An 18,945-nucleotide genomic window follows, 5' to 3' on the forward strand; every position below is an offset into this window, starting at 1 on the left:
CCCAGATTGAACGGCAAACGCTTCCGGCCTCACTCGAACATGGGAGGATAGAGGCCATTACGTCCCGGCTGTGAACCTGCCGCCGGGTTAAACAGTAACGAAAACAGTTGCGCGGTGAGGTTGCCGCTGTGCTTGTGGGTCGCGTGGGCAAAACCATCACTGCGGTTACTCCACCAGTAGCTCATATGCTGCTGAGGGTCGAAACGTTCAGCCACTTCACGCCAGCTCAGCGTGCAGGGCAGATCCTGAAAACCGATCACATCCATGATTTCAGAGGGCTTCCTGGCCGGGACCAGCAGCGGTGGCAAAGCCTGTATCTGCTGCTCTAACTGCTCGCCGTTCAGCGGTGTCTGAACCGCCCGTAACAGTGTCGCGCCCAGATCCTGAAACCAGTCACCGGAAATGGTCAGCTGAGCAGGATGCCACTGAGCCAGCGTGAAGCTGTGCAGGGCCAGCAGCGGCCAGGCGCGTCCGACGCGGTCACAGGAGGGCAGCAGACAGCCCATCTGTATCTGCGGCCGGGTCGCGGTAACCGGCAGCACAAAGTTCCACACCGGCGCGTGGAGAAAGTCCGCACTGTAGGAATACGCCTGCTGATGCCAGTGCATTAATCCCTGCTGGAACCAGTGATTCCACGGGCTAATCTGTTGCTCGCTCAGTCGATGGTGCAAAAAGTCACCGGTCGACGGCAGCTTGCCATACCAGCCGGGGGCCGTGTAAGCAGCCATGTTCACCTCACCATTACTCGCTATGCGAGTTTGATTGCGGGGCCGGGTGCCGCGGCGCTACCGCCAGCATGCTGCCCGACTGATCCGCAATTTTCAGATTCTCTGCAAGCTTGCGCATCATCAGTGCATTATCACGTGCATAAGGCGACGACTGAATCTGCTGATCCAGCAGCTGGCTCAGGTGCCAGTCAAGCTGCTGCAGGTCGCGGGCGCTTACCGTATCGGGCAGGGAGCGCTGTAAATTTTGCAGCAGCCAGGCCCGTAAAAACTCGCCATCATAATTACGCGGTTGATAGAGCATCTGATAGGCGCGCAGCGCATTGCGGCTGTAGGCGTTATCATCACCCGGGTCGTTGCGCAGGATATTCGTGATCTGCTGCGCCACACGCGGCAGCAACAAAGACTTAAGCGCATTTTGATAAAGCACCCAGGCGGCATCGCTGATCTGATTACCCCGGTATAAGCCCGCCCGCATAGTAAGCGGCGGATTATCGAGGGAAAAGCGCGCCGAGAGCGGCAACTTCACCAGGTTATTCAGAAAGGGTAGCAGATCAAAAATATTATCAGCAGGCTGATGAATCACCTGCTGACTTTGCTCACGGATAAGCGGTACCCGTGCGGCTACCTGCTGCAGATACTGTTGATTCTGGTAGTAACTGATGCCCCACAGGCTGGAGGCGATCAGCAGGGCGCCTGCCAGCACGCCGTAGCCAATCCAGTGGAACAGCTGATTACGGTACTCCCAGCGGCGATTACTGCCGGCCAGGCCGCTCTCTTTGAATATCAGATCGCTGAGCAGGTCACGAATAAAAAAGCTCTGGCCTTTGTTGCCGGGAATTGGACTGTTGCGATTAACGCTGTCCCAGGCCGCAATCGAGTGATCGCCCGCCTGACGCAATTGCAGTTTGCGGCTCAGTTCACCCATCACCCGATCAAACGGCAGGCCTTCCTGCGTTCCGCTGGTGAAGAAGAGGCCGCGCGGGCTCCAGGCGACCGCATCCTGATGGTCAGAAAAAACGATATCCAGATATTCGTTCAGCAGTGGACGCAGCGAGGCGAACTCCTGCGGGAAGAGGAAGCACTCAGCGCGCTCGTTCAGGTCGCGCTCATGGGTCATCTGCTCCGCCAGTTGTTGCTGGAGCTGCTGTTCCAGCCGCTGAAACTGCTGGCCAAAATGGCGATGCCAGTCATCTTTGTGCGGCTTGCCCAGCTCCCAGTTAAACGTGAAGCCCCAGATAGCATCACGCCGCGCCTTATCAATGGAGCCGAAGTAGCTCATAAAGCCTTTCAGCAGATCGGTTTTGGTGACCATCACATAAACCGGGAAGTGAATACCGGTCTGCTGATGCAGTTCTGCCATGCGCTCTCGCAGCGCGCTGGCCTGGGCGAAACGCGCTTCGGCTGAATCACTCAGCAGATCGGCGACGCTGATGGTCATGATCACACCGTTAATCGGCTGGCGGGTGCGATAGCGTTTCAGCAGGTTGATAAAGCTGTGCCATTCCGCGGCATCTCGCACGCGCTGGCTCTCCTGCAACGCATAACGACCGGCGGTATCAATCAGCACCGCGCTGTCAGTAAACCACCAGTCACAGTTGCGGGTGCCCCCGACGCCGCGGACCGCATTTTTGCCCAGCGTATCGGTCAGAGGGAAATCGAGGCCGGCATTAAACAGCGCGGTGGTTTTACCGGCGCCGGGCGCACCCATGACCAGGTACCAGGGCAGCTGATAGAGATAATTAGCGTTAAAGCGTGAGAGCAGGTTCCCGCTGTGACGACGGCCAAACTGGGTGCGTTTCAGCTGCATCGCAGCTTCGCTGAAGCGCTGGTTGAGCCGCTCTTCGGTCATCTGACGTTCCGCCGGGTCGTCGTTGCCCGACAGCTGAAGCTGGGTCAGTAAGCGGCTGTTGAACCAGGCACGATAGAGCGACGGGATCAGCTGGAACAGGATCCAGAGAAAATAGAGGGCGCTCACGGTGAGCTGGCGAGGCAGCACGGGTTCCAGTGGGCGCGATTCGCCCCATGACCAGAACGGCCCCAGCATCCAGACCAGACAGCTCAGCGCCGTGACGCCAATAAAGCTCCACAGCAGGCGATGCGTTAGCAGCAGGCGAAGGGAGGCGCGCATTATTGTGCTCCTTGATGATTACTGAGCGTTTCAGGCGCGGCAAACAGGGTGATTTCAACGCGGCGGTTGCGGGTCCGGTTTTCGCTGCTGTCGTTGGGCAGCAGCGGGTCGCTGTCGCCGCGGCCTTCGGAGCGAACCGTATGACCGTCAGCCAGTTGCAGTTGTAACAACTGGGTGATGGCGCGGGCGCGGGCAAATGAGAACTCATAGCTGGAGGCAAAGCGGCTGTTATCCACCGGATGATCATCGGTAAACACCGACACCAGAATGGTCCCTTTGACATCTTTCATCGCGGTTGAGACGCGGGCCAGCAGGGCGCGCCCGACCGGATTGATCACCGTGCCCTGTTCGGCGAACAGTTTGTCCGCGGGGATGATCACTTTGCTGCCAAAGGCACCATCGCTGACCTCAAGCTGCCCGGCTGCAATCACATCATTCAGGCGCTGACGCAGATCGAGCAACGCCTGCGGGGAAGAGGGACGACGGCCCGCGGTAATCTGCGGCAGCGGCGTCTGATAGATGGTACGCAGCAGCGGTTCGGCGGCATTGCCGAGACGCCAGTTCAGGCCGCTGTAGATCAGGCAGCCGATCAGCGCGACCAGCATGGCACAGGCCCAGAGCGGCACCATCGGGCGGGCGAGGGTGCTCACCAGCGGATGCACTTCAACCAGTGGCGGTTGCGCTGTCTGGCGCTGGGCACGCGTTTCGTCAATCAGGGTTTTCAGGCGTTTACGGATACCATCGCACTGGGCGCGACCATTTTCACTGCCGCGATAGCGGCCTTCATAGCCCAGCAGCAGGCAGTATTGCACCACTTCCAGCAGCCAGAGGTGTTGTTGCGGGCTTTGTGAAATGCGCGACAGCAGTTGAAAGAATTTTTCGCCGCCCCAGCTTTCATTATGGAAGGTCACCAGCATGCCGTTGCCAGACCAGACGCCGCGCGTGCCCCAGGGAGTTTGCGCAGCCGCTTCATCGAGCGCGCTGCAGATGCAGTAACGCGCGCCGATAATCATCTCAAACGGCAGCCCTGCCTGTTTACAGCGTTGTTCAAACTGGCGGATTTCATCGATCAGAGACTGGCGCAGACCCGCAGGGTCATCGTGGGTGGCTGCCTGACGAATTTGCACCACCGCGTTCAGCAGTGGCGCCGCAGCCTGAAGTAAGAGATTCTCATTGCCTGAGGGGGTCGCCTCACGCGCAGGGGATTCCACAGTCATTAATTCGTGATCTTCCAGCCAATGGCAAATCCCTGTACCCGCAGCCCGGGACGGTTCTGCGGGCAATATGCGCCGGATTTCATATTCAGTCTAAGATCCAGGTCGCGGTATCGTTAGTCCGGCAGGCTTTGCTGGCGCCACCGACGGCCACACAGACCTGTTTCGTTTTGCGGGGACGGGGACGATCGCTCTGCACGGTGGCATCGTAACGGCTGCTTTCTACACCCGCTTTTAACGGCACATAACCGATCAGCGGGCCGTCAGCCTGGTCAGCAATCGCCAGCCAGCTGTGTTCCACATTACCTAATACTTCGAACGGTTTACCCGTTTCGAGATAGCGAACCACTTTGCCGCCGTAATCAGGCGAGGTCATGACGGATGCGCCATAAAGCGCCCGCCAGGTCTGATTGACCGGCTCAAATTCAGTCGGTGCCGCGACAGCGTGTCGATGGACCAGTTTGACGCCGTTAATTTCGCTGGTAACCAGCGTATCGTCAGTGACGGGCGGCGGCGGGGCCTTACAGCCTGCCAGGGTAAGAACCGCCAGCAGCGTTAACGCAAGACTCTTTTTCACCATGTTCCTCGTGATCTCATCAAAGTATCTGCATATTGCCAGGCCCGATGCCAGGAGGCGATCTTTATCGCGCCGCATCGTGCCGAAATTCTGTTTTTAAAAAAAGGGTCAGATTACATCGGGATAGTAACGCATTCAGTTTACCTAAGACTTTTGAGAATTCAAACCATTGCACCCGCGGCTGATGCGTGATAGCAGGCGCTTTTCAGGCAGGCTGCGATGTAAGAAAAGCACCAGGCAATGTGATAGTTAAATCGAACTGAATTATCGCAGAGACAAACTGGTTGAGAACAGTGCCGCGCATTCTGACATGCAATGAATCCGATTGGAAACTATTAAGATTTACTAATAACTTGTTGCCGAAAAAATTTATCAGTTTGCGTTAAGAAACTTATCAAAATCAGATTTTACGCCCCTGCTCAGACCCTCTTTTTTCAGGAAAGCGGCACGCCTTTTGCTTCTGAAAGGTTTTAACCGCACTGAGGTGAGCAATGAGGGACGCCCTGACCTGGCTGCAGGCATCACGCGCGAGCGATATCGCCAGCCTGCAACGTCTTCTGGAAACCGGCGAGCTGATGGCTGCCGTCAGTGAACTGGTCCATCGGTTGCAGCGGGAACGTGGCGCAAACAAGCTCTGGATCTGCTCTGACGGAGCGCTGTTCAGCGCCGAACGTCATGCCCGCCAGCAGGAGGTCAGCGCCGGCCTGGAGCATTTTTATCAGGCGCTGCCGGCCGCCATAGCGCAGCCCGGCTACAGCCGCTTCTGCAACCTGATTGCCGCTGCCCTGCAGGCGCTGGCCGGACTGCCTGCGCTGCGCCAGCAAATCAGCCAGCGTGAGCTTGATCAGGCCGCGGCGATGGCCGCCTTTAACCAGGTTATCCGTACTTTACTCAATCTGGTGTTTGAGGCGGCCGACACCGCCAGCTATCCCGGCATCTCCCGTGCACTGATCGCCCTGTTCAGTTTTATGCAGGGCAAAGAACTGGCCGGGCAGGAGCGGGCCATCGGCTCAGCCGGCTTTGCGGCGCGTCAGTTCACCCCCGACCAGCGCAGCCAGATGGTCGCCCTGATTGCGGCACAGGAGCAGAGCTTTATCACCTTCCGGGAGTTTGCTGACAGCGCCGCGTGTGAATCCTGGCAGCCGCTGGCTCAGGCCAGCCGCGACATCGAACGCCTTCGTCGCATCGCCTGCACCGGCGGCCGTTGTGATGAGACCGGCGCGCTGCACTGGTTTTCCCTGCTCTCTGAGCGGCTGGATCAGATGAAAATGCTGGAGGATGCCCTGACGGCGACATTGATGCAGCGCTGCCGGGCTGCCATTGATCAGGCACAACAGCAGGCGGCAGGAACAGTGGTGCAGGGCGACAGCAATTTTTCGCTTTACGTCTCCGGGGCGGACTGGCTGCCTGGCGCGGCGGCGCTCGACAGCGACGGTCTGGCCCCGCAGCTGGGGCGCTCGGTGCTATCGCTGATTGGCGAACAGTCGCAGCGTTTGCAGCAGCAGGCGGATGAACTGGCGGCGATGCGCGCCTCACTGGACGAGCGGCGGGTGATCGATCAGGCCAAACACTGGCTGATGCAGCAGCAGGGTTTCACAGAAGAGGCCGCCTGGCAGGCATTACGCAAAAGTGCGATGAATCAGAATAAGCGGGTACTGGAGATCGCGCAGGCGGTACTGGCGGTAGCGAAGACCCTGAGCAACTAACCCGGATGAGGTAGCTGCACAACCTTTGTGCGTGATCTGCGTCAGAAACGTGCAAAAACGGTTAATTTTTCAACAGTGCGTCACCGCAGATCGGCATTAAGGCTGTTTCGGCGATCTGGCACATCCTTTGCTTAATCCCTATAGAGAGTACGCATTGCTCCCGCCAATGGCGGTGGGGTCAGTGCTTTGGATAAAGGCGTCCATCCGCAGGCTTCGGCTTGTCGGAGGACGCCTTTTTTTATTTCTGTTCAGGGGCAACAAGATGAGCAAAACGCCATTTTCACTGACACGACGTCAGGCGCTGATCTCCGGCGCCGCGCTGGGTGCGGCCTGGATCGTTCCGGGATTACGAAATGCGGTCTGGGCAGCGGGATCAGATGCGCCAGAAAAAGCGCAGGTGCGGGTCGGCTTTATCCCGCTCACTGACTGCGCGCCGGTGGTGATGGCCTCTGTGAAAGGCTTCGACAAAAAGTATGGTCTCACATTGCAGGTCAGCAAAGAGGCGAGCTGGGCGGCGGTGCGCGACAAACTGACCTCCGGTGAGCTGGATGCGGCGCATGTGCTCTACGGCATGATCTACGCCCTGCAACTGGGCGTAGCGGGTCCGCAGCACGACATGGCGAACCTGATGACGCTCAACCATAACGGCCAGGCGATCACCCTGTCGAACCAGCTGAAAGCCAGTGGGGTCACCGATGCGGCCAGCCTGAAAAAGGCCATTGATGGCAGCGCCAAAGGCAGCTTTACCTTCGCCCATACCTTTCCGACCAGCACCCATGCCATGTGGCTCTATTACTGGCTCGCCAATGCGGGCATCCACCCGTTTGATGACGTGCGCACCGTGGTCGTGCCGCCGCCGCAGATGGTGATGAACATGAAAATTGGCAACATGAGCGGCTTCTGCGTTGGTGAGCCGTGGAACCAGCGCGCCATCAGCGACAACATCGGTTTTACCGCCGCCACCAGCCAGCAGATCTGGCCGGAGCATCCGGAAAAAGTGCTCGGCACCCGCGCAGAGTGGGTGAAAGAGAACCCCAACACGGCCCGTGCACTCACCGCCGCTGTGCTGGAGGCCGCGCGCTGGATTGATGCCTCGGACGACAACCGCCGCGAAACCGCGCAGGTGTTAGCCGGCCGCGCCTGGATCAATACCAAAGTGGAGACGTTACAGGGTCGGATGCTCGGTCAGTATCAGAACGGCCTGGGGCAGTCGTGGCAGGACGCTCACCCGATGCGCTTCTTTGACAACGGCAACGTCAGTTTTCCCTGGCTCTCAGACGGCATGTGGTTCCTGACCCAGATGAAACGCTGGGGCCTGCTTGCCAGCGATCCCGACTACCTCGCGGTGGCGCGCCAGATCAACCGCATCGACATCTACAAACAGGCCGCCAGCGCAGTCGGACAGGTTGCACTGCCCGCCAGTGAAATGCGCAGCAGTACCTTCATCGACGGCAAGGTCTGGGATGGCAGCGATCCTGCCGCCTATGCCGCCAGTTTCGCTATCAAACGTTAAGAGAGGTTGCTATGAAAACTGACGCGCGCGCCCCCCTGGCGCAGCCGGTGCAGAGTCACAACAGTGCCACCGTTATTCCGTTACAGGTCACCCCGAAAGCCGCAGCCCGTCCGGCGCGTCTGCGTCCGCTGTTGCAGCGCGCCATTCCCGCCACCGGTGGCCTGTTATTAATGCTGCTGGTGTGGCAGATCGCGGCGCTGTCGCAACCGGGTTTCCCTTCGCCTTACGCCACCTGGCAGGCCGCTCAGGTCCTGTTCGCTGACCCGTTCTACAGCAACGGCCCCAACGATCAGGGCATCGGCTGGAACGTGCTGGCGTCGCTGCAACGCGTCGGCATTGGATTCGGCCTGGCCGCGCTGGTCGGCATTCCGGCGGGCTTTTTAATCGGTCGCTTTAGCTTTATGGCGCAGATGTTCAATCCCGTCATCGCCCTGCTGCGGCCGGTGAGTCCGCTGGCCTGGCTGCCGATTGGCCTGCTGCTGTTTCAGCGCGCCGAGCCTGCCGCCAGCTGGACCATTTTTATCTGTTCGATCTGGCCAATGATCATCAACACCGCCGAAGGGGTACAGCGTATCCCGCAGGATTACCTCAACGTGGCGCGGGTGTTACAGCTCTCTGAGTGGACGGTGATGCGCCGGATCCTGCTGCCCGCCGTGCTGCCCGCGGTGCTGACCGGGGTCCGTCTCTCTATCGGCATCGCCTGGCTGGTGATCGTCGCCGCCGAAATGCTGACCGGCGGACTGGGCATCGGCTTCTGGATCTGGAATGAGTGGAACAACCTCAACGTGGAAAACATTCTGGTCGCCATTCTGGTCATCGGCGTAATCGGGCTGCTGCTGGAACAGGGGCTGATGCTGCTGGTCCGTCGTTTTAGCTGGGATAAATAAGGAGAGCACGATGCAACAGATCATTCGCGTCCAGCAGGTCAGCCAGCGTTTTGCCACCGCCAGCGGCGAGTTTCTGGCGCTGGACAATGTCAGTTTTGATATTCACGAAGGGGAAACCCTGAGCCTGATCGGCCACTCCGGCTGCGGCAAATCGACGCTGCTGAACCTGATTGCCGGTTTAACCCGGCCCAGCAGCGGCGTGCTGCTGTGTGATAACCGCGAAATCACCGGCCCCGGCCCGGAGCGCGCGGTGGTGTTTCAGAACCATTCGCTGCTGCCGTGGCTGACGGCATTTCAGAATGTCGAGCTGGCGGTGCAACAGGTGTTTAAAGGGCGCTTCAGCAAAGCGGAGATGCGTGACTGGATCGAGCACAACCTTAACCGGGTGCAGATGAGCCATGCCATGCACAAGCGGCCCGGCGAAATATCCGGCGGTATGAAGCAACGCGTCGGTATTGCGCGGGCGCTGGCGATGAAGCCACGCGTGCTGCTGCTGGATGAGCCGTTTGGCGCGCTGGACGCCTTAACCCGCGCTCATCTGCAGGACAGCGTGATGCGCATTCAGCAGGAGCTGAACACCACCATCGTGCTGATTACCCATGACGTGGATGAAGCCGTGCTGCTGTCAGACCGGGTGCTGATGATGACTAACGGCCCGGCGGCGCAGGTTGGCGAGATCCTCACTGTCGATCTGCCACGTCCGCGTTCACGGGTGGCGCTGGCGGATGAGCCGCGCTACCACCAGTTGCGACAGAAAGTGCTGCATTTCCTCTATGAAAAACAGACCACTGCGGCGTAAGGAACAGACCATGAAGCAACGGTTGCTGGTGATAGGTAATGGCATGGCGGGAATGCAGATGGTGGAGAGCCTGCTGCAACGTGCACCGCAGCGCTTCGCCATCACGGTCATTGGCCGCGAGCCGCACGGCAATTACAACCGTGTGCTGCTCTCGCCGGTGCTGGCGGGTGAAACGCCGTTCAGTGAAACGCTGATCCACGATCGCGACTGGTATGAGCGGCACGGCGTCACGCTGCTATCCGGCGAAACCGTGCTGCAGGTCGATCTGGCGGCACGTACAGTGCAGACCGATTATCGCCAGCTGGGCTGGGATCGGCTGGTGTTTGCCACCGGTTCACAGCCCCGTTTGCCCGCCATTCCCGGCATCAACGCGGATTGCGTACTGGGTTTTCGCAGTATCGCCGACGTCCGGCAACTCCTGGCGTGCCAGGGACCGGTGGTGGTGTTGGGCGGTGGTTTTCTCGGCATTGAAGCGGCGGCGGCACTCTGTGTCCGTGGGCGTGAGGTTACGCTGGTTCATCACAAACCCTGGCTGCTGGATCGCCAGCTGGATGCAAAGGCGGGCGAGCTGTTGCTGACGGCACTCCAGCAGCGCGGTATCCGCTGCGTGCTGAACAGCGGACTCACGGCGATTGACGAGGCGGGTGTGACGCTGACCAGCGGGCGTCACTGCGCCGCCACGCAGGTGGTGATTGCCATCGGCGTTCAGCCAGAGATAACGCTGGCGCAGGCGGCGGGTCTGCCGTGTCAGCGCGGCATTCTGGTCGATGGGCAGTTACGCACAGCGGTCCCGTCGGTGTACGCCGTAGGCGAGTGCTGCGAAATTGCCGGCGAAAGCTTTGGCCTGGTCGCACCCTGCCTGACGCAGGCGCAGATTCTGGCCGCACAGCTGGCGGGGTCGCCACTGGCGGACTTTGTCAGCCAGCCGCAGGCGACGCGGCTCAAAGTCAGTGGCATTTCGCTGTTCAGCGCCGGGGATGTCAGTGAGGCACCCTCCATCAGCAGTTTTGATCCGATCTCCGGCGACTACCGCCGTCTGTTTCTTCGTCAGGGCCGCCTCTGTGGCGTATTGCTCTCTGGCGACACCCGGCAGGGTCCCGCGCTGCTGGCGCTTCTGCTGCACACCGAAGCTGTCACGCTCGAAGCCCTGTTCGATTCCCGTCAACCTGAACCGCAGCCGCAGGCTGCAGAGAGTCCTGAGATGAGTAAACCGGTATTAGCCGTGGTGGGTCACGGCATGGTCAGTCACCACTTTCTTGAACAGCTGGTTGCCCGCGAACTGCATCAGCACTACCACATCGTGGTTTACGGCGAGGAGCGTCAGCAGGCTTACGATCGGGTGCATCTGTCGGACTATTTCAACGGCAAAACGGCCGACGATCTGTCGCTGGTCAGCGCGGACTTTTTTACCCTGCACGGCATCGAACTGCGCAGCGGCTGCGCAGTCGTGGCGATCAATCGTCAGCAGCGCAGTCTGCGTGACAGCGGGGGCAATGAGCTGGCGTGGGATAAGCTGGTGCTGGCCACCGGCTCGCGTGCTTTTGTACCGCCGGTACCGGGCCACGACGACGAACGCTGCTTTGTCTACCGCACGCTGGACGACCTTGATGCCATTGCCGCCTGCGCCCGCCACAGCCAGCGCGGCATTGTGATTGGCGGCGGCCTGCTGGGTCTGGAGGCGGCAAATGCGCTGCGGCAGCTCGGGCTGGAAACGCATGTGGTGGAGTTTGCGCCACGCCTGATGGCAGTGCAGCTCGATGAGGGCGGTGCGCTGATGCTGCGCCAGAAGATCGATGCGCTGGGCGTCACGGTTCACACCTCAAAACAGACCGAACTGATTGAGCGTCAGACCAACGGTAGCGTGGTGCTGCGCTTTGCTGACGGCAGCAGTTTACCCGGCGATCTGGTGCTGTTCTCCGCCGGTATCCGGCCGCGCGATGAGCTGGCACGTGAAGCGGGCCTGACGCTGGGACCGCGCGGCGGCATTGAGATCAACGATCGCTGCCAGACCAGCGATGAAGAGGTGTTTGCCATTGGTGAATGCGCACTGTGGAACGGTCAGATCTTTGGTCTGGTCGCGCCAGGCTATCAGATGGCACGCGTGCTGGCCGGGCATCTGGCGGCTGAATCCACCGCCTTCAGCGGCGCGGACATGAGTACCAGACTGAAACTGCTGGGGGTGGAGGTGGCGTCGTTTGGTGACGCGCATGGCCGCACGCCGGGCAGTCAGCACTATCACTGGACCGACGGGCCAAAAGGCATCTACAAGAAAATCGTGGTTTCTGCCGACAGCACCCGGCTGCTGGGCGGCGTGCTGGTCGGTGACAGCAGCGACTACGCCACGCTGCTGCAGATGATGCTCAATGAGTTACCGCTGCCTGCCGCGCCAGAAAGCCTTATCCTGCCTGCGCTGTCGGGGGCGCCGAAAGCGCCAGGCGTCGCGGCGTTGCCTGACAGCGCCCAGGTCTGCTCCTGTCACAACGTCAGCAAGGGCGAAATCTGCGCGGCGGTGAAAGGCGGATGCGGTGAGATGAGCAGCATCAAAAGCTGCACCAAAGCGGCTACGGGCTGCGGCGGCTGTGCGGCACTGGTAAAACAGGTGATGGAGTTTGAGCTGGAAAACCTCGGTGTCGAGGTAAAAAAAGATATCTGTGAACATTTCAGCTATTCGCGCCAGGAACTTTATCACCTGGTGCGGGCCGGTGAGTTCAGAACCTTTGATGCGCTGCTGACGTCACATGGTCGGGGGCAGGGTTGTGAAGTGTGCAAACCGCTGGTGGCGTCACTGCTCGCCTCATGCTGGAACGACTATCTGCTAAAACCGGCGCATCTGCCGTTGCAGGACACCAACGACCGCTATTTCGCCAATATCCAGAAAGATGGCACCTATTCGGTGGTGCCGCGCGTCCCGGCGGGCGAAATCACGCCGCAGGGGTTGATCTCGATTGGCGAGGTGGCGGCGCGTTACGATCTTTACACCAAAATCACCGGCGGTCAGCGTATCGACCTGTTTGGCGCGCGGCTCGATCAACTGCCTGATATCTGGCAGACGCTACTGGCGGCGGGTTTTGAAACCGGTCACGCCTACGGCAAGTCGCTGCGCACTGTGAAGTCCTGTGTGGGGTCGACCTGGTGCCGCTACGGCGTGCAGGATTCAACCGCTTTCGCCATTGCGCTGGAGAACCGCTACAAGGGGCTGCGCGCCCCACACAAGATCAAGATGGCGGTATCGGGCTGTACCCGCGAATGTGCGGAAGCGCAGAGCAAAGATATCGGGGTGATCGCCACGGAAAAGGGCTGGAATCTCTATGTGTGTGGCAATGGCGGCATGAAGCCGCGCCACGCCGACCTGTTCGCCAGCGATCTCGATGATGCCACGCTGCTGCGTTATGTCGACCGCCTGCTGATGTTCTATATCCGCACCGCAGACAGGCTGCAGCGCACCAGCGTCTGGATGGACAATCTGGAAGGCGGCCTGGACTATCTGCGTCAGGTGGTGATTGAGGATAGCCTCGGTCTGGGCGAGACGCTGGAGCAGGAGATGCAGCGGGTGGTGGACGCGTATCAGTGCGAGTGGCAGACCACGCTGGCGGATCCTTCACGACTTGCGCTGTTTACCCCTACGGTCAACAGCGATCGCCCGGATGAGACGCTGCACTACAGCCGGGTGCGCGGTCAGCGTCAGCCGGAGGCCGTTACCGATCGTCCGCTGTTACCGCCGCCAGCCGAGCCGTGGAGCGCGGTGTGTACACTGGAGGCGATTCCTCAGCAGGCGGGGATCGGGGCGCGACTGGGTAGCGAACGTGTTGCGCTGTTCCGCTTTGGCGATGCGCTTTTTGCGCTGGAAGACCGCGAACCCGGCAGCGACGCCAGCGTGCTCTCACGTGGGATCCTTGGCGATGTGGGCGGCGAGCCGGTGGTGATCTCCCCGCTCTATAAGCAGCGGATACGGTTGCGTGACGGACAGAGCCTGGATAACCCGCAGCATCAGCTGCGCTGCTGGCCGGTGAAGTTGGAAGCGGGTCAGATCTGGCTGGCAAATCGTCCGCTGGATCAGCTGGCGCAGGCATCATGAACAGTACCTGTCCCTATTGCGGCGTCGGCTGTGGCGTCTGCGTCACCCCGCAGGGGGCGCATCAGGCAAGCGTGATCGGCGATCCGCACCATCCCGCGAATGCAGGTCGGTTGTGCGTAAAAGGCGCAGCGCTGGGCCAGACCCTGACGCCGCAAGGGCGTTTGCTGAACGCCGAGGTTAACGGGCAGCGCGTCAGCCTGGACGCTGCGCTGGATGCGGCGGCGGCGGGATTGCGGGCGGTTATCGATCAGTATGGCCCGCAGGCGGTGGCGTTTTACGGCTCCGGCCAGCTGTTGACCGAGGATTACTACGTCGCCAATAAGCTGATGAAGGGCTACATCGGTGCAGCCAACATCGATACGAATTCGCGGCTCTGCATGGCGTCGGCGGTGGTCGGTTATAAGCGGGCGCTGGGGGCCGATGCGGTGCCCTGCTGCTATGAGGATCTGGAGCAGGCCGACCTGGTGCTGCTGGTGGGGTCTAATGCTGCCTGGGCGCATCCGGTGGTGTGGCAGCGGCTGATGCAGGCGAAGCTGCAACGTCCGGCGATGTGTATTGTCGTTATCGATCCGCGGCGTACGGCGAGTTGCGATCAGGCCGATCTCCACCTGCCGTTGCGGCCCGGCAGCGATACGGCGTTGTTTTCCGGTCTGCTGCACTGGCTGGTGCAGCAGGATGGCATTGATGCCAGCATGTTGCCGCACCTGAATGGTGTGGACGAGACGCTGACCGCCGCAGCGCAGTGGGGTGTGGCGCGAGTGGCAGAGGCATGTGACTTAACCGTGCAGCAGGTCGCGCACTTTTTCCAGCTTTTCAGCCAGCACGATCGGGTGCTGACGCTATGGTGCATGGGGATTAATCAGTCCGCCACCGGCAGCGACAATAACCAGGCGATTCTTAATCTGCATCTGCTGACGGGCAAAATAGGCCGCGCGGGCTGTGGTCCTTTTTCGCTGACCGGACAGCCAAATGCCATGGGCGGACGGGAGGTGGGTGGCCTGGCGAATCAGCTGGCGGCGCATATGAATTTTACTGAAGCGGATTGCGAACGGGTGCAGCGTTTCTGGCGCAGTCCGGCCATTGCCCGGGAACCGGGACTGACTGCACTGGATCTTTTCCGGGCACTGGCGGATGGCACGGTGAAAGCAGTGTGGATTATGGGCACCAATCCGGCGGTGTCGATGCCTGAGGGCAACCGCGTCGCGCAGGCGCTGGCGGCCTGTCCGCTGGTGATTGTATCAGATGTGATGGCGCAGACCGATACCAGCGCCTTTGCCAATATTCTGCTGCCCGCCCAGGGGTGGGGCGAGAAGAACGGCACGGTGACCAATTCCGAGCGGCGTATTTCACGTCAGCGCGCTTTTGCCGCCGCACCCGGTGACGCCCGGCCTGACTGGTGGTTGCTGTCGCAGGTGGCCAGGCGTTTAGGGTTTGATGAAGGCTTTAACTGGCAGCATCCGGCAGAGATTTTCCGTGAGCATGCGGCGTTGTCAGGTTTCGAGAACCGGGGCGCCAGGGCGTTTGATATCAGCGGCCTGGCGCAATTGAGTAATGCTGACTGGGATGCGCTGCGTCCGGTGCAGTGGCCGGTTAACGCGGCCTGTCCGCAGGGCTGCGCCCGGCTGTTTGGCAATCGTCGGTTTTTTCATCCGGATGGTAAGGCCCGGTTGCGGGTGCCGGCCACGCCGGTTGTCGCCCCGCGCGAACCGGCGTATCCGTTGTTGATGAATACCGGACGGGTGCGCGATCAGTGGCACACCATGACGCGTACCGGGCTGGTGCCGCGTCTGATGCAGCATTGCGATGAACCGTTTGTCGCGCTGCATCCGGCGGATGCGGCAACGTATGGCGTGACGGCGGGCGGACTGGCGCGGGTGCAGTCTGTTCAGGGCTGGATTAGCGTGCGGGTGCGTGTCGATGCCGGGATGCGGCGCGGCGAGCTGTTTGTGCCGATGCACTGGAACCGGCAGTTCAGTCAGCAGAGTCACGTCGATTTACTGGTGGCCGCCCGCGCCTGTCCGTTTTCGGGGCAGCCCGCGCTGAAGCAGACGTCGGTGCGGATTCTGCCGTTGAGGGTGAGCTGGCAGGGCTGGCTATGGCAGCGCGAGATAGCGCAGCCCACAGGGTTGCGTTACTGGGCGCGTACCCCCTATCCGGCGGTGCAGCGTTATGCGGTGGCGGGCGAGGGCTCGCCGCAGGTCTGGCTGGACGGGCAGGTTGTTCTTTCAGGCTGTCACAGGCAGGTTGCGACCGGCAGCGGCAATGATTACCGGTTGCTGGCATGGCGTGACGGCGAGTTGCAGCTGGCGTTTTATGCCGGCTCCGTGTTGCCGTCGATTGATAGTGCGTGGGTCGCCGAGGCCTTTAGTCATGCGCCGCAGGATGCGGCAGGGCGGCACAGTGTACTGGCAGGACAGCCCGCGCAGGGCGCGGCCACGGGACGGATTATTTGCAGTTGTATGGCGGTGGGTGAGCAGACGATTTTACAGGCGGTGGCGCAGGGGTGTCGTACAACTCAGGCGTTGGGCGAAAAGCTAAAGTGCGGCACGCAGTGCGGCTCCTGTATTCCGGAGCTGAAGCAGTTGTTGCTGTCCGAAGTGATGTCGGAGGAATGATGACACGAGCAATTGATTCTCTGGATAAGTTACTGGCCCCGGTGGATGCCGTGTCGCAACAGGGCGCGGTGTGGCTGGTGGGTGCGGGCCCTGGCGATGTGGAACTGCTGACCGTTAAGGCGTTGCGGTTGCTGCAGCGTGCTGAGGTGGTGGTATATGACCGGCTGGTGAGTGACGCGGTGATGGCGGAGGTGCCGGAGCAGGCGTTGTGTATTGATGTGGGTAAGCAGCCGGGGCAGCATGGTCTGAAGCAGGCGCAGATTAATCAGTTGCTGGTGGAACTGGCGCGCAGTGGACGCAATGTAATCCGGCTGAAGGGGGGCGATCCGTTTGTTTTTGGTCGCGGAGGCGAGGAGATGGTGAGCGTGCAGCAGGCCGGGATTCGCTGTGAGGTCGTGCCAGGGATTACGGCGGCTGTGGGCTGTGCGGCAGCCAGCGGAATTCCGTTGACGCATCGGGATTGCGCGCAGTCTTTGCGGTTGATTACCGGGCATGGGCGGAACGGCGAGCCGCAGCTGGAGGCGGCTGCGCTGACGGCGGTGAATCAGACGCTGGTGTTTTATATGGGGTTGAGCTGGAGTGCGTCGATCAGTGCGCAGTTGCAGGCGCAGGGACGTGATGCGGAGACGCCGGTGGCGATTATTGAGAATGGGACCCGGCCCGATCAGCGGGTGTTGATTACCACGCTGGGGGGATTAGCGGAGACGGTGGCGCGGGATAAGCCGGTGTCTCCGTCGTTGCTGATGGTGGGTGAAGTGGTGCGGTTTTATCGGGCGGATTTGCAGGTGCGGGGTGGGGAGACGGTGAGCCGGTGCGTCGTGCAGGAAAGACCTGCCTGATCGCAAAGGGATCCCGCATCCCTGCGGACTGAGCTCGCCATCCCTGGCTCGCACACTTTGCTCTTCAGGCAGGGCTTACCTGCACTGTTGGCATTGGTGCGGGGTTTTGCGGGATCAGGTCTGGATTGAGTGGGCGTATGTCTTGGTGGTAAGGCCGGAACGGTGCGGCATGCAGGAAAGGCCTGCCTGATCGCAAAGGGATCACGCATCCCTGCAGACTGGGCTCGCCATCCCTGGCTCGCACACTTTGCTCTTCAGGCAGGCCCTTCCTGCCCGGCTGGCGGCGGTGCGGTTTTTTTTGGGATCAGATCTGGATTGAGTGCGGTTGATGAGAGTGGAAGTGCCCGAGCAGGACGAAAAGAGCAGTCCAGTGTGGGAAGGCAGGTGAGGGTTGGTAAGACGGTGCGTCGTGCAGGTGCACTGTATAAAAGACGATGGAGCTTTAGCTGGCTTTAAAGCTCCTCCCACACAGGCAGGTTGTGAACCTTTTTTCGATATGCGTGAAACAGTGCCATTGTCGTACCGAAGAACAGACCTGCGATCAGATTGGGTATCAGCGAATAGTTGTCGTCAGACACGCCCGGAAGAGAAGGCAATAAGAGCAGCAGTGGCATCATAAGCGTGTACATGCTGGCAAACACCACAAGATTGAGCCAGAAAGGAGTGAAACTCGGGGGTGGAAGATGGATATTCATTTTCCATAACAAACGATGTAATGGCGGAGCAGAGTTACTCGGCCATATTTTCTTCGCTGCCATCAGGGCTAAAGCCCGCGCTTTCCTACGCTCGAAAATCTCGTTTTTCATCGTTTTATCATCCGTTACATCCCTGCTTAGCATTCGCTCTGGAGCGTAACTTAATCCTGTGGCTGTCTGATGACAGCGAGTGGCTGAATCGATGTTGTTTCAACAAGCATTACATCGCCCGCTTCAGCGGCAGCGGGGCCACCAGCACTTTCACGCCTAGCGCTTCAAACGCTTTGACCTGCGCAGTGCTGATGCCGCTGTCGGTGATCAGGTAGTGGATATTGCTCCAGTCACAGGGCAGCGCGAACATCGAAACCTTGTCGATTTTGCTGGAGTCAGCGACCACGTAAACCGTGCTGGCGGATTTGATCATCGCCAGCTTTACCTTGATGTCGGTTTCACTGGGGAAGCTCAGGCCCAGACGCGGTGAGATGCAGGCGGTCGCCAGGAAGAGTTTACCGGCCAGCACGTTTTCGAAGAAGCTGGCCGCCTTTTCGCCGGAGGTAGAGAGCGTCGGAAATTTAAAGGTACCGCCGGTCAGCAGGATGTTGATCCCCGGCTCGCCGCCCAGTTTCAGGGCGATATTCACCGCGGTTGTCACGACCGACAGGCGGCGGATGTGGCTGATGGCATCGGTGATCGCGGTGGTCGTGGTGCCGGAATCGAAAATCACCGTGTCGCCATTTTCGATATGCTGCGCCGCCAGCCGGCCAATCGCCTCTTTCTCTTCCAGATGTGTCTGCCGCTCCAGCAGCATCGCCCCGGTATTCTGTTTGCCCGTCATCAGCGTCGCGCCACCATGGTAGCGCTGCACAAAGCCCTGTTTTTGCAGCATGCGAAGGTCGCTGCGTAAGGTGGCTTCGGTCAGTCCAAAGGTCTCCGTCAAAGCTTTAACCGTGACCGTGCCATCCTCACGGATCATCTCCAGAATTTTCTCGCGGCGTTGCTGCATGTCAGCGAACTGCTCACTTTTGCTTTTCAATCGAAATGCTCCCTTTTCCAATAACCTGAGAAGTCGGGCGAACAAGGTCTTTGTGGCTGAGTTTAACGCGCCATTTTTATGAATGCGAGATAGCCTGATCTGCCTTTGGTTTTCGAACGAAAATATAAAATGTGCA

13 protein-coding genes are annotated in these 18,945 nt (G+C 60.1%); 7 read left to right on the plus strand and 6 right to left on the minus strand.

Going from position 1 to position 18,945, the window contains the following annotated elements:
* Window positions 1-29 precede the first annotated feature (29 nt).
* The 4 genes from tagF to HFD87_RS03910 form a co-directional block, all read right to left on the minus strand.
* Window positions 30-728 (minus strand): type VI secretion system-associated protein TagF, encoded by a 699-nt coding sequence (gene tagF, locus HFD87_RS03895; RefSeq protein WP_010245828.1) that lies wholly within the window; start codon window positions 726-728, stop codon window positions 30-32.
* Between the two features lie 13 nt (window positions 729-741).
* On the minus strand, window positions 742-2,856 hold the full coding sequence (gene tssM / locus HFD87_RS03900; RefSeq protein ID WP_167422971.1) for a type VI secretion system membrane subunit TssM: 2,115 nt from the start codon (window positions 2,854-2,856) through the stop codon (window positions 742-744).
* Window positions 2,856-4,073, minus strand: coding sequence for a type IVB secretion system protein IcmH/DotU (icmH, locus tag HFD87_RS03905; RefSeq protein WP_010669997.1), 1,218 nt, complete (start codon window positions 4,071-4,073; stop codon window positions 2,856-2,858). Before icmH ends, tssM begins: the two co-directional genes overlap by 1 nt.
* A gap of 85 nt (window positions 4,074-4,158) precedes the next feature.
* Window positions 4,159-4,650: a hypothetical protein gene (locus tag HFD87_RS03910; RefSeq protein WP_010245819.1), complete on the minus strand. Its 492-nt coding sequence runs from the start codon at window positions 4,648-4,650 to the stop codon at window positions 4,159-4,161.
* Between the two features lie 488 nt (window positions 4,651-5,138).
* Here HFD87_RS03910 and HFD87_RS03915 point away from each other — a divergent pair, with 488 nt between their 5' ends.
* The 7 genes from HFD87_RS03915 to cobA all read left to right on the plus strand — a co-directional run bounded on the left by HFD87_RS03915 (window position 5,139) and on the right by cobA (window position 17,081).
* Entirely contained in the window at window positions 5,139-6,353 is a 1,215-nt protein-coding gene (locus HFD87_RS03915) for a nitrate regulatory protein (RefSeq protein ID WP_167422972.1), read from the plus strand.
* Between the two features lie 262 nt (window positions 6,354-6,615).
* Window positions 6,616-7,866, plus strand: a complete 1,251-nt coding sequence (locus HFD87_RS03920; protein ID WP_010245814.1) for a CmpA/NrtA family ABC transporter substrate-binding protein — start codon at window positions 6,616-6,618, stop codon at window positions 7,864-7,866.
* An 11-nt stretch (window positions 7,867-7,877) separates the two neighbouring features.
* On the plus strand, window positions 7,878-8,753 hold the full coding sequence (gene ntrB / locus HFD87_RS03925; RefSeq protein ID WP_167422973.1) for a nitrate ABC transporter permease: 876 nt from the start codon (window positions 7,878-7,880) through the stop codon (window positions 8,751-8,753).
* Between the two features lie 10 nt (window positions 8,754-8,763).
* Window positions 8,764-9,552, plus strand: coding sequence for an ABC transporter ATP-binding protein (locus HFD87_RS03930; protein ID WP_010245808.1), 789 nt, complete (start codon window positions 8,764-8,766; stop codon window positions 9,550-9,552).
* A 10-nt stretch (window positions 9,553-9,562) separates the two neighbouring features.
* Complete coding sequence (gene nirB / locus HFD87_RS03935; protein ID WP_167422974.1) at window positions 9,563-13,627, plus strand: nitrite reductase large subunit NirB; 4,065 nt, start codon at window positions 9,563-9,565, stop codon at window positions 13,625-13,627.
* The gene (locus HFD87_RS03940; protein WP_167422975.1) at window positions 13,624-16,242 is read left to right on the plus strand and encodes a nitrate reductase; all 2,619 of its coding nucleotides are present in this window, start codon (window positions 13,624-13,626) and stop codon (window positions 16,240-16,242) included. The genes nirB and HFD87_RS03940 overlap by 4 nt, the downstream gene beginning before the upstream one ends.
* Window positions 16,242-17,081 carry a uroporphyrinogen-III C-methyltransferase gene (cobA, locus tag HFD87_RS03945; protein WP_010670001.1) on the plus strand — a complete coding sequence of 280 codons (840 nt, stop codon included), beginning with the start codon at window positions 16,242-16,244 and terminating at the stop codon, window positions 17,079-17,081. Before HFD87_RS03940 ends, cobA begins: the two co-directional genes overlap by 1 nt.
* A gap of 452 nt (window positions 17,082-17,533) precedes the next feature.
* On the opposite strand, the gene HFD87_RS03950 is transcribed toward cobA, so the two are convergent.
* Window positions 17,534-17,887, minus strand: a complete 354-nt coding sequence (locus HFD87_RS03950) for a DUF6404 family protein (protein WP_031292988.1) — start codon at window positions 17,885-17,887, stop codon at window positions 17,534-17,536.
* A 109-nt stretch (window positions 17,888-17,996) separates the two neighbouring features.
* Complete coding sequence (locus HFD87_RS03955; RefSeq protein WP_010245789.1) at window positions 17,997-18,809, minus strand: DeoR/GlpR family DNA-binding transcription regulator; 813 nt, start codon at window positions 18,807-18,809, stop codon at window positions 17,997-17,999.
* Window positions 18,810-18,945: the final 136 nt, after the last annotated feature.

It is taken from the genome of Pantoea sp. EKM21T, assembly GCF_011800405.1.
GTDB lineage: Bacteria > Pseudomonadota > Gammaproteobacteria > Enterobacterales > Enterobacteriaceae > Pantoea > Pantoea agglomerans.

Excerpts from the sequence above, each read along its gene's own strand:
- tagF (WP_010245828.1), bottom strand. The coding sequence starts at position 728 with ATGGCTGCTTACACGGCCCCCGGCTGGTATGGCAAGCTGCCGTCGACC.
- tssM (WP_167422971.1), bottom strand. The coding sequence starts at position 2,856 with ATGCGCGCCTCCCTTCGCCTGCTGCTAACGCATCGCCTGCTGTGGAGC.
- icmH (WP_010669997.1), bottom strand. The coding sequence starts at position 4,073 with ATGACTGTGGAATCCCCTGCGCGTGAGGCGACCCCCTCAGGCAATGAG.
- HFD87_RS03910 (WP_010245819.1), bottom strand. The coding sequence starts at position 4,650 with ATGGTGAAAAAGAGTCTTGCGTTAACGCTGCTGGCGGTTCTTACCCTG.
- HFD87_RS03915 (WP_167422972.1), top strand. The coding sequence starts at position 5,139 with ATGAGGGACGCCCTGACCTGGCTGCAGGCATCACGCGCGAGCGATATC.
- HFD87_RS03920 (WP_010245814.1), top strand. The coding sequence starts at position 6,616 with ATGAGCAAAACGCCATTTTCACTGACACGACGTCAGGCGCTGATCTCC.
- ntrB (WP_167422973.1), top strand. The coding sequence starts at position 7,878 with ATGAAAACTGACGCGCGCGCCCCCCTGGCGCAGCCGGTGCAGAGTCAC.
- HFD87_RS03930 (WP_010245808.1), top strand. The coding sequence starts at position 8,764 with ATGCAACAGATCATTCGCGTCCAGCAGGTCAGCCAGCGTTTTGCCACC.
- nirB (WP_167422974.1), top strand. The coding sequence starts at position 9,563 with ATGAAGCAACGGTTGCTGGTGATAGGTAATGGCATGGCGGGAATGCAG.
- HFD87_RS03940 (WP_167422975.1), top strand. The coding sequence starts at position 13,624 with ATGAACAGTACCTGTCCCTATTGCGGCGTCGGCTGTGGCGTCTGCGTC.
- cobA (WP_010670001.1), top strand. The coding sequence starts at position 16,242 with ATGACACGAGCAATTGATTCTCTGGATAAGTTACTGGCCCCGGTGGAT.
- HFD87_RS03950 (WP_031292988.1), bottom strand. The coding sequence starts at position 17,887 with ATGAAAAACGAGATTTTCGAGCGTAGGAAAGCGCGGGCTTTAGCCCTG.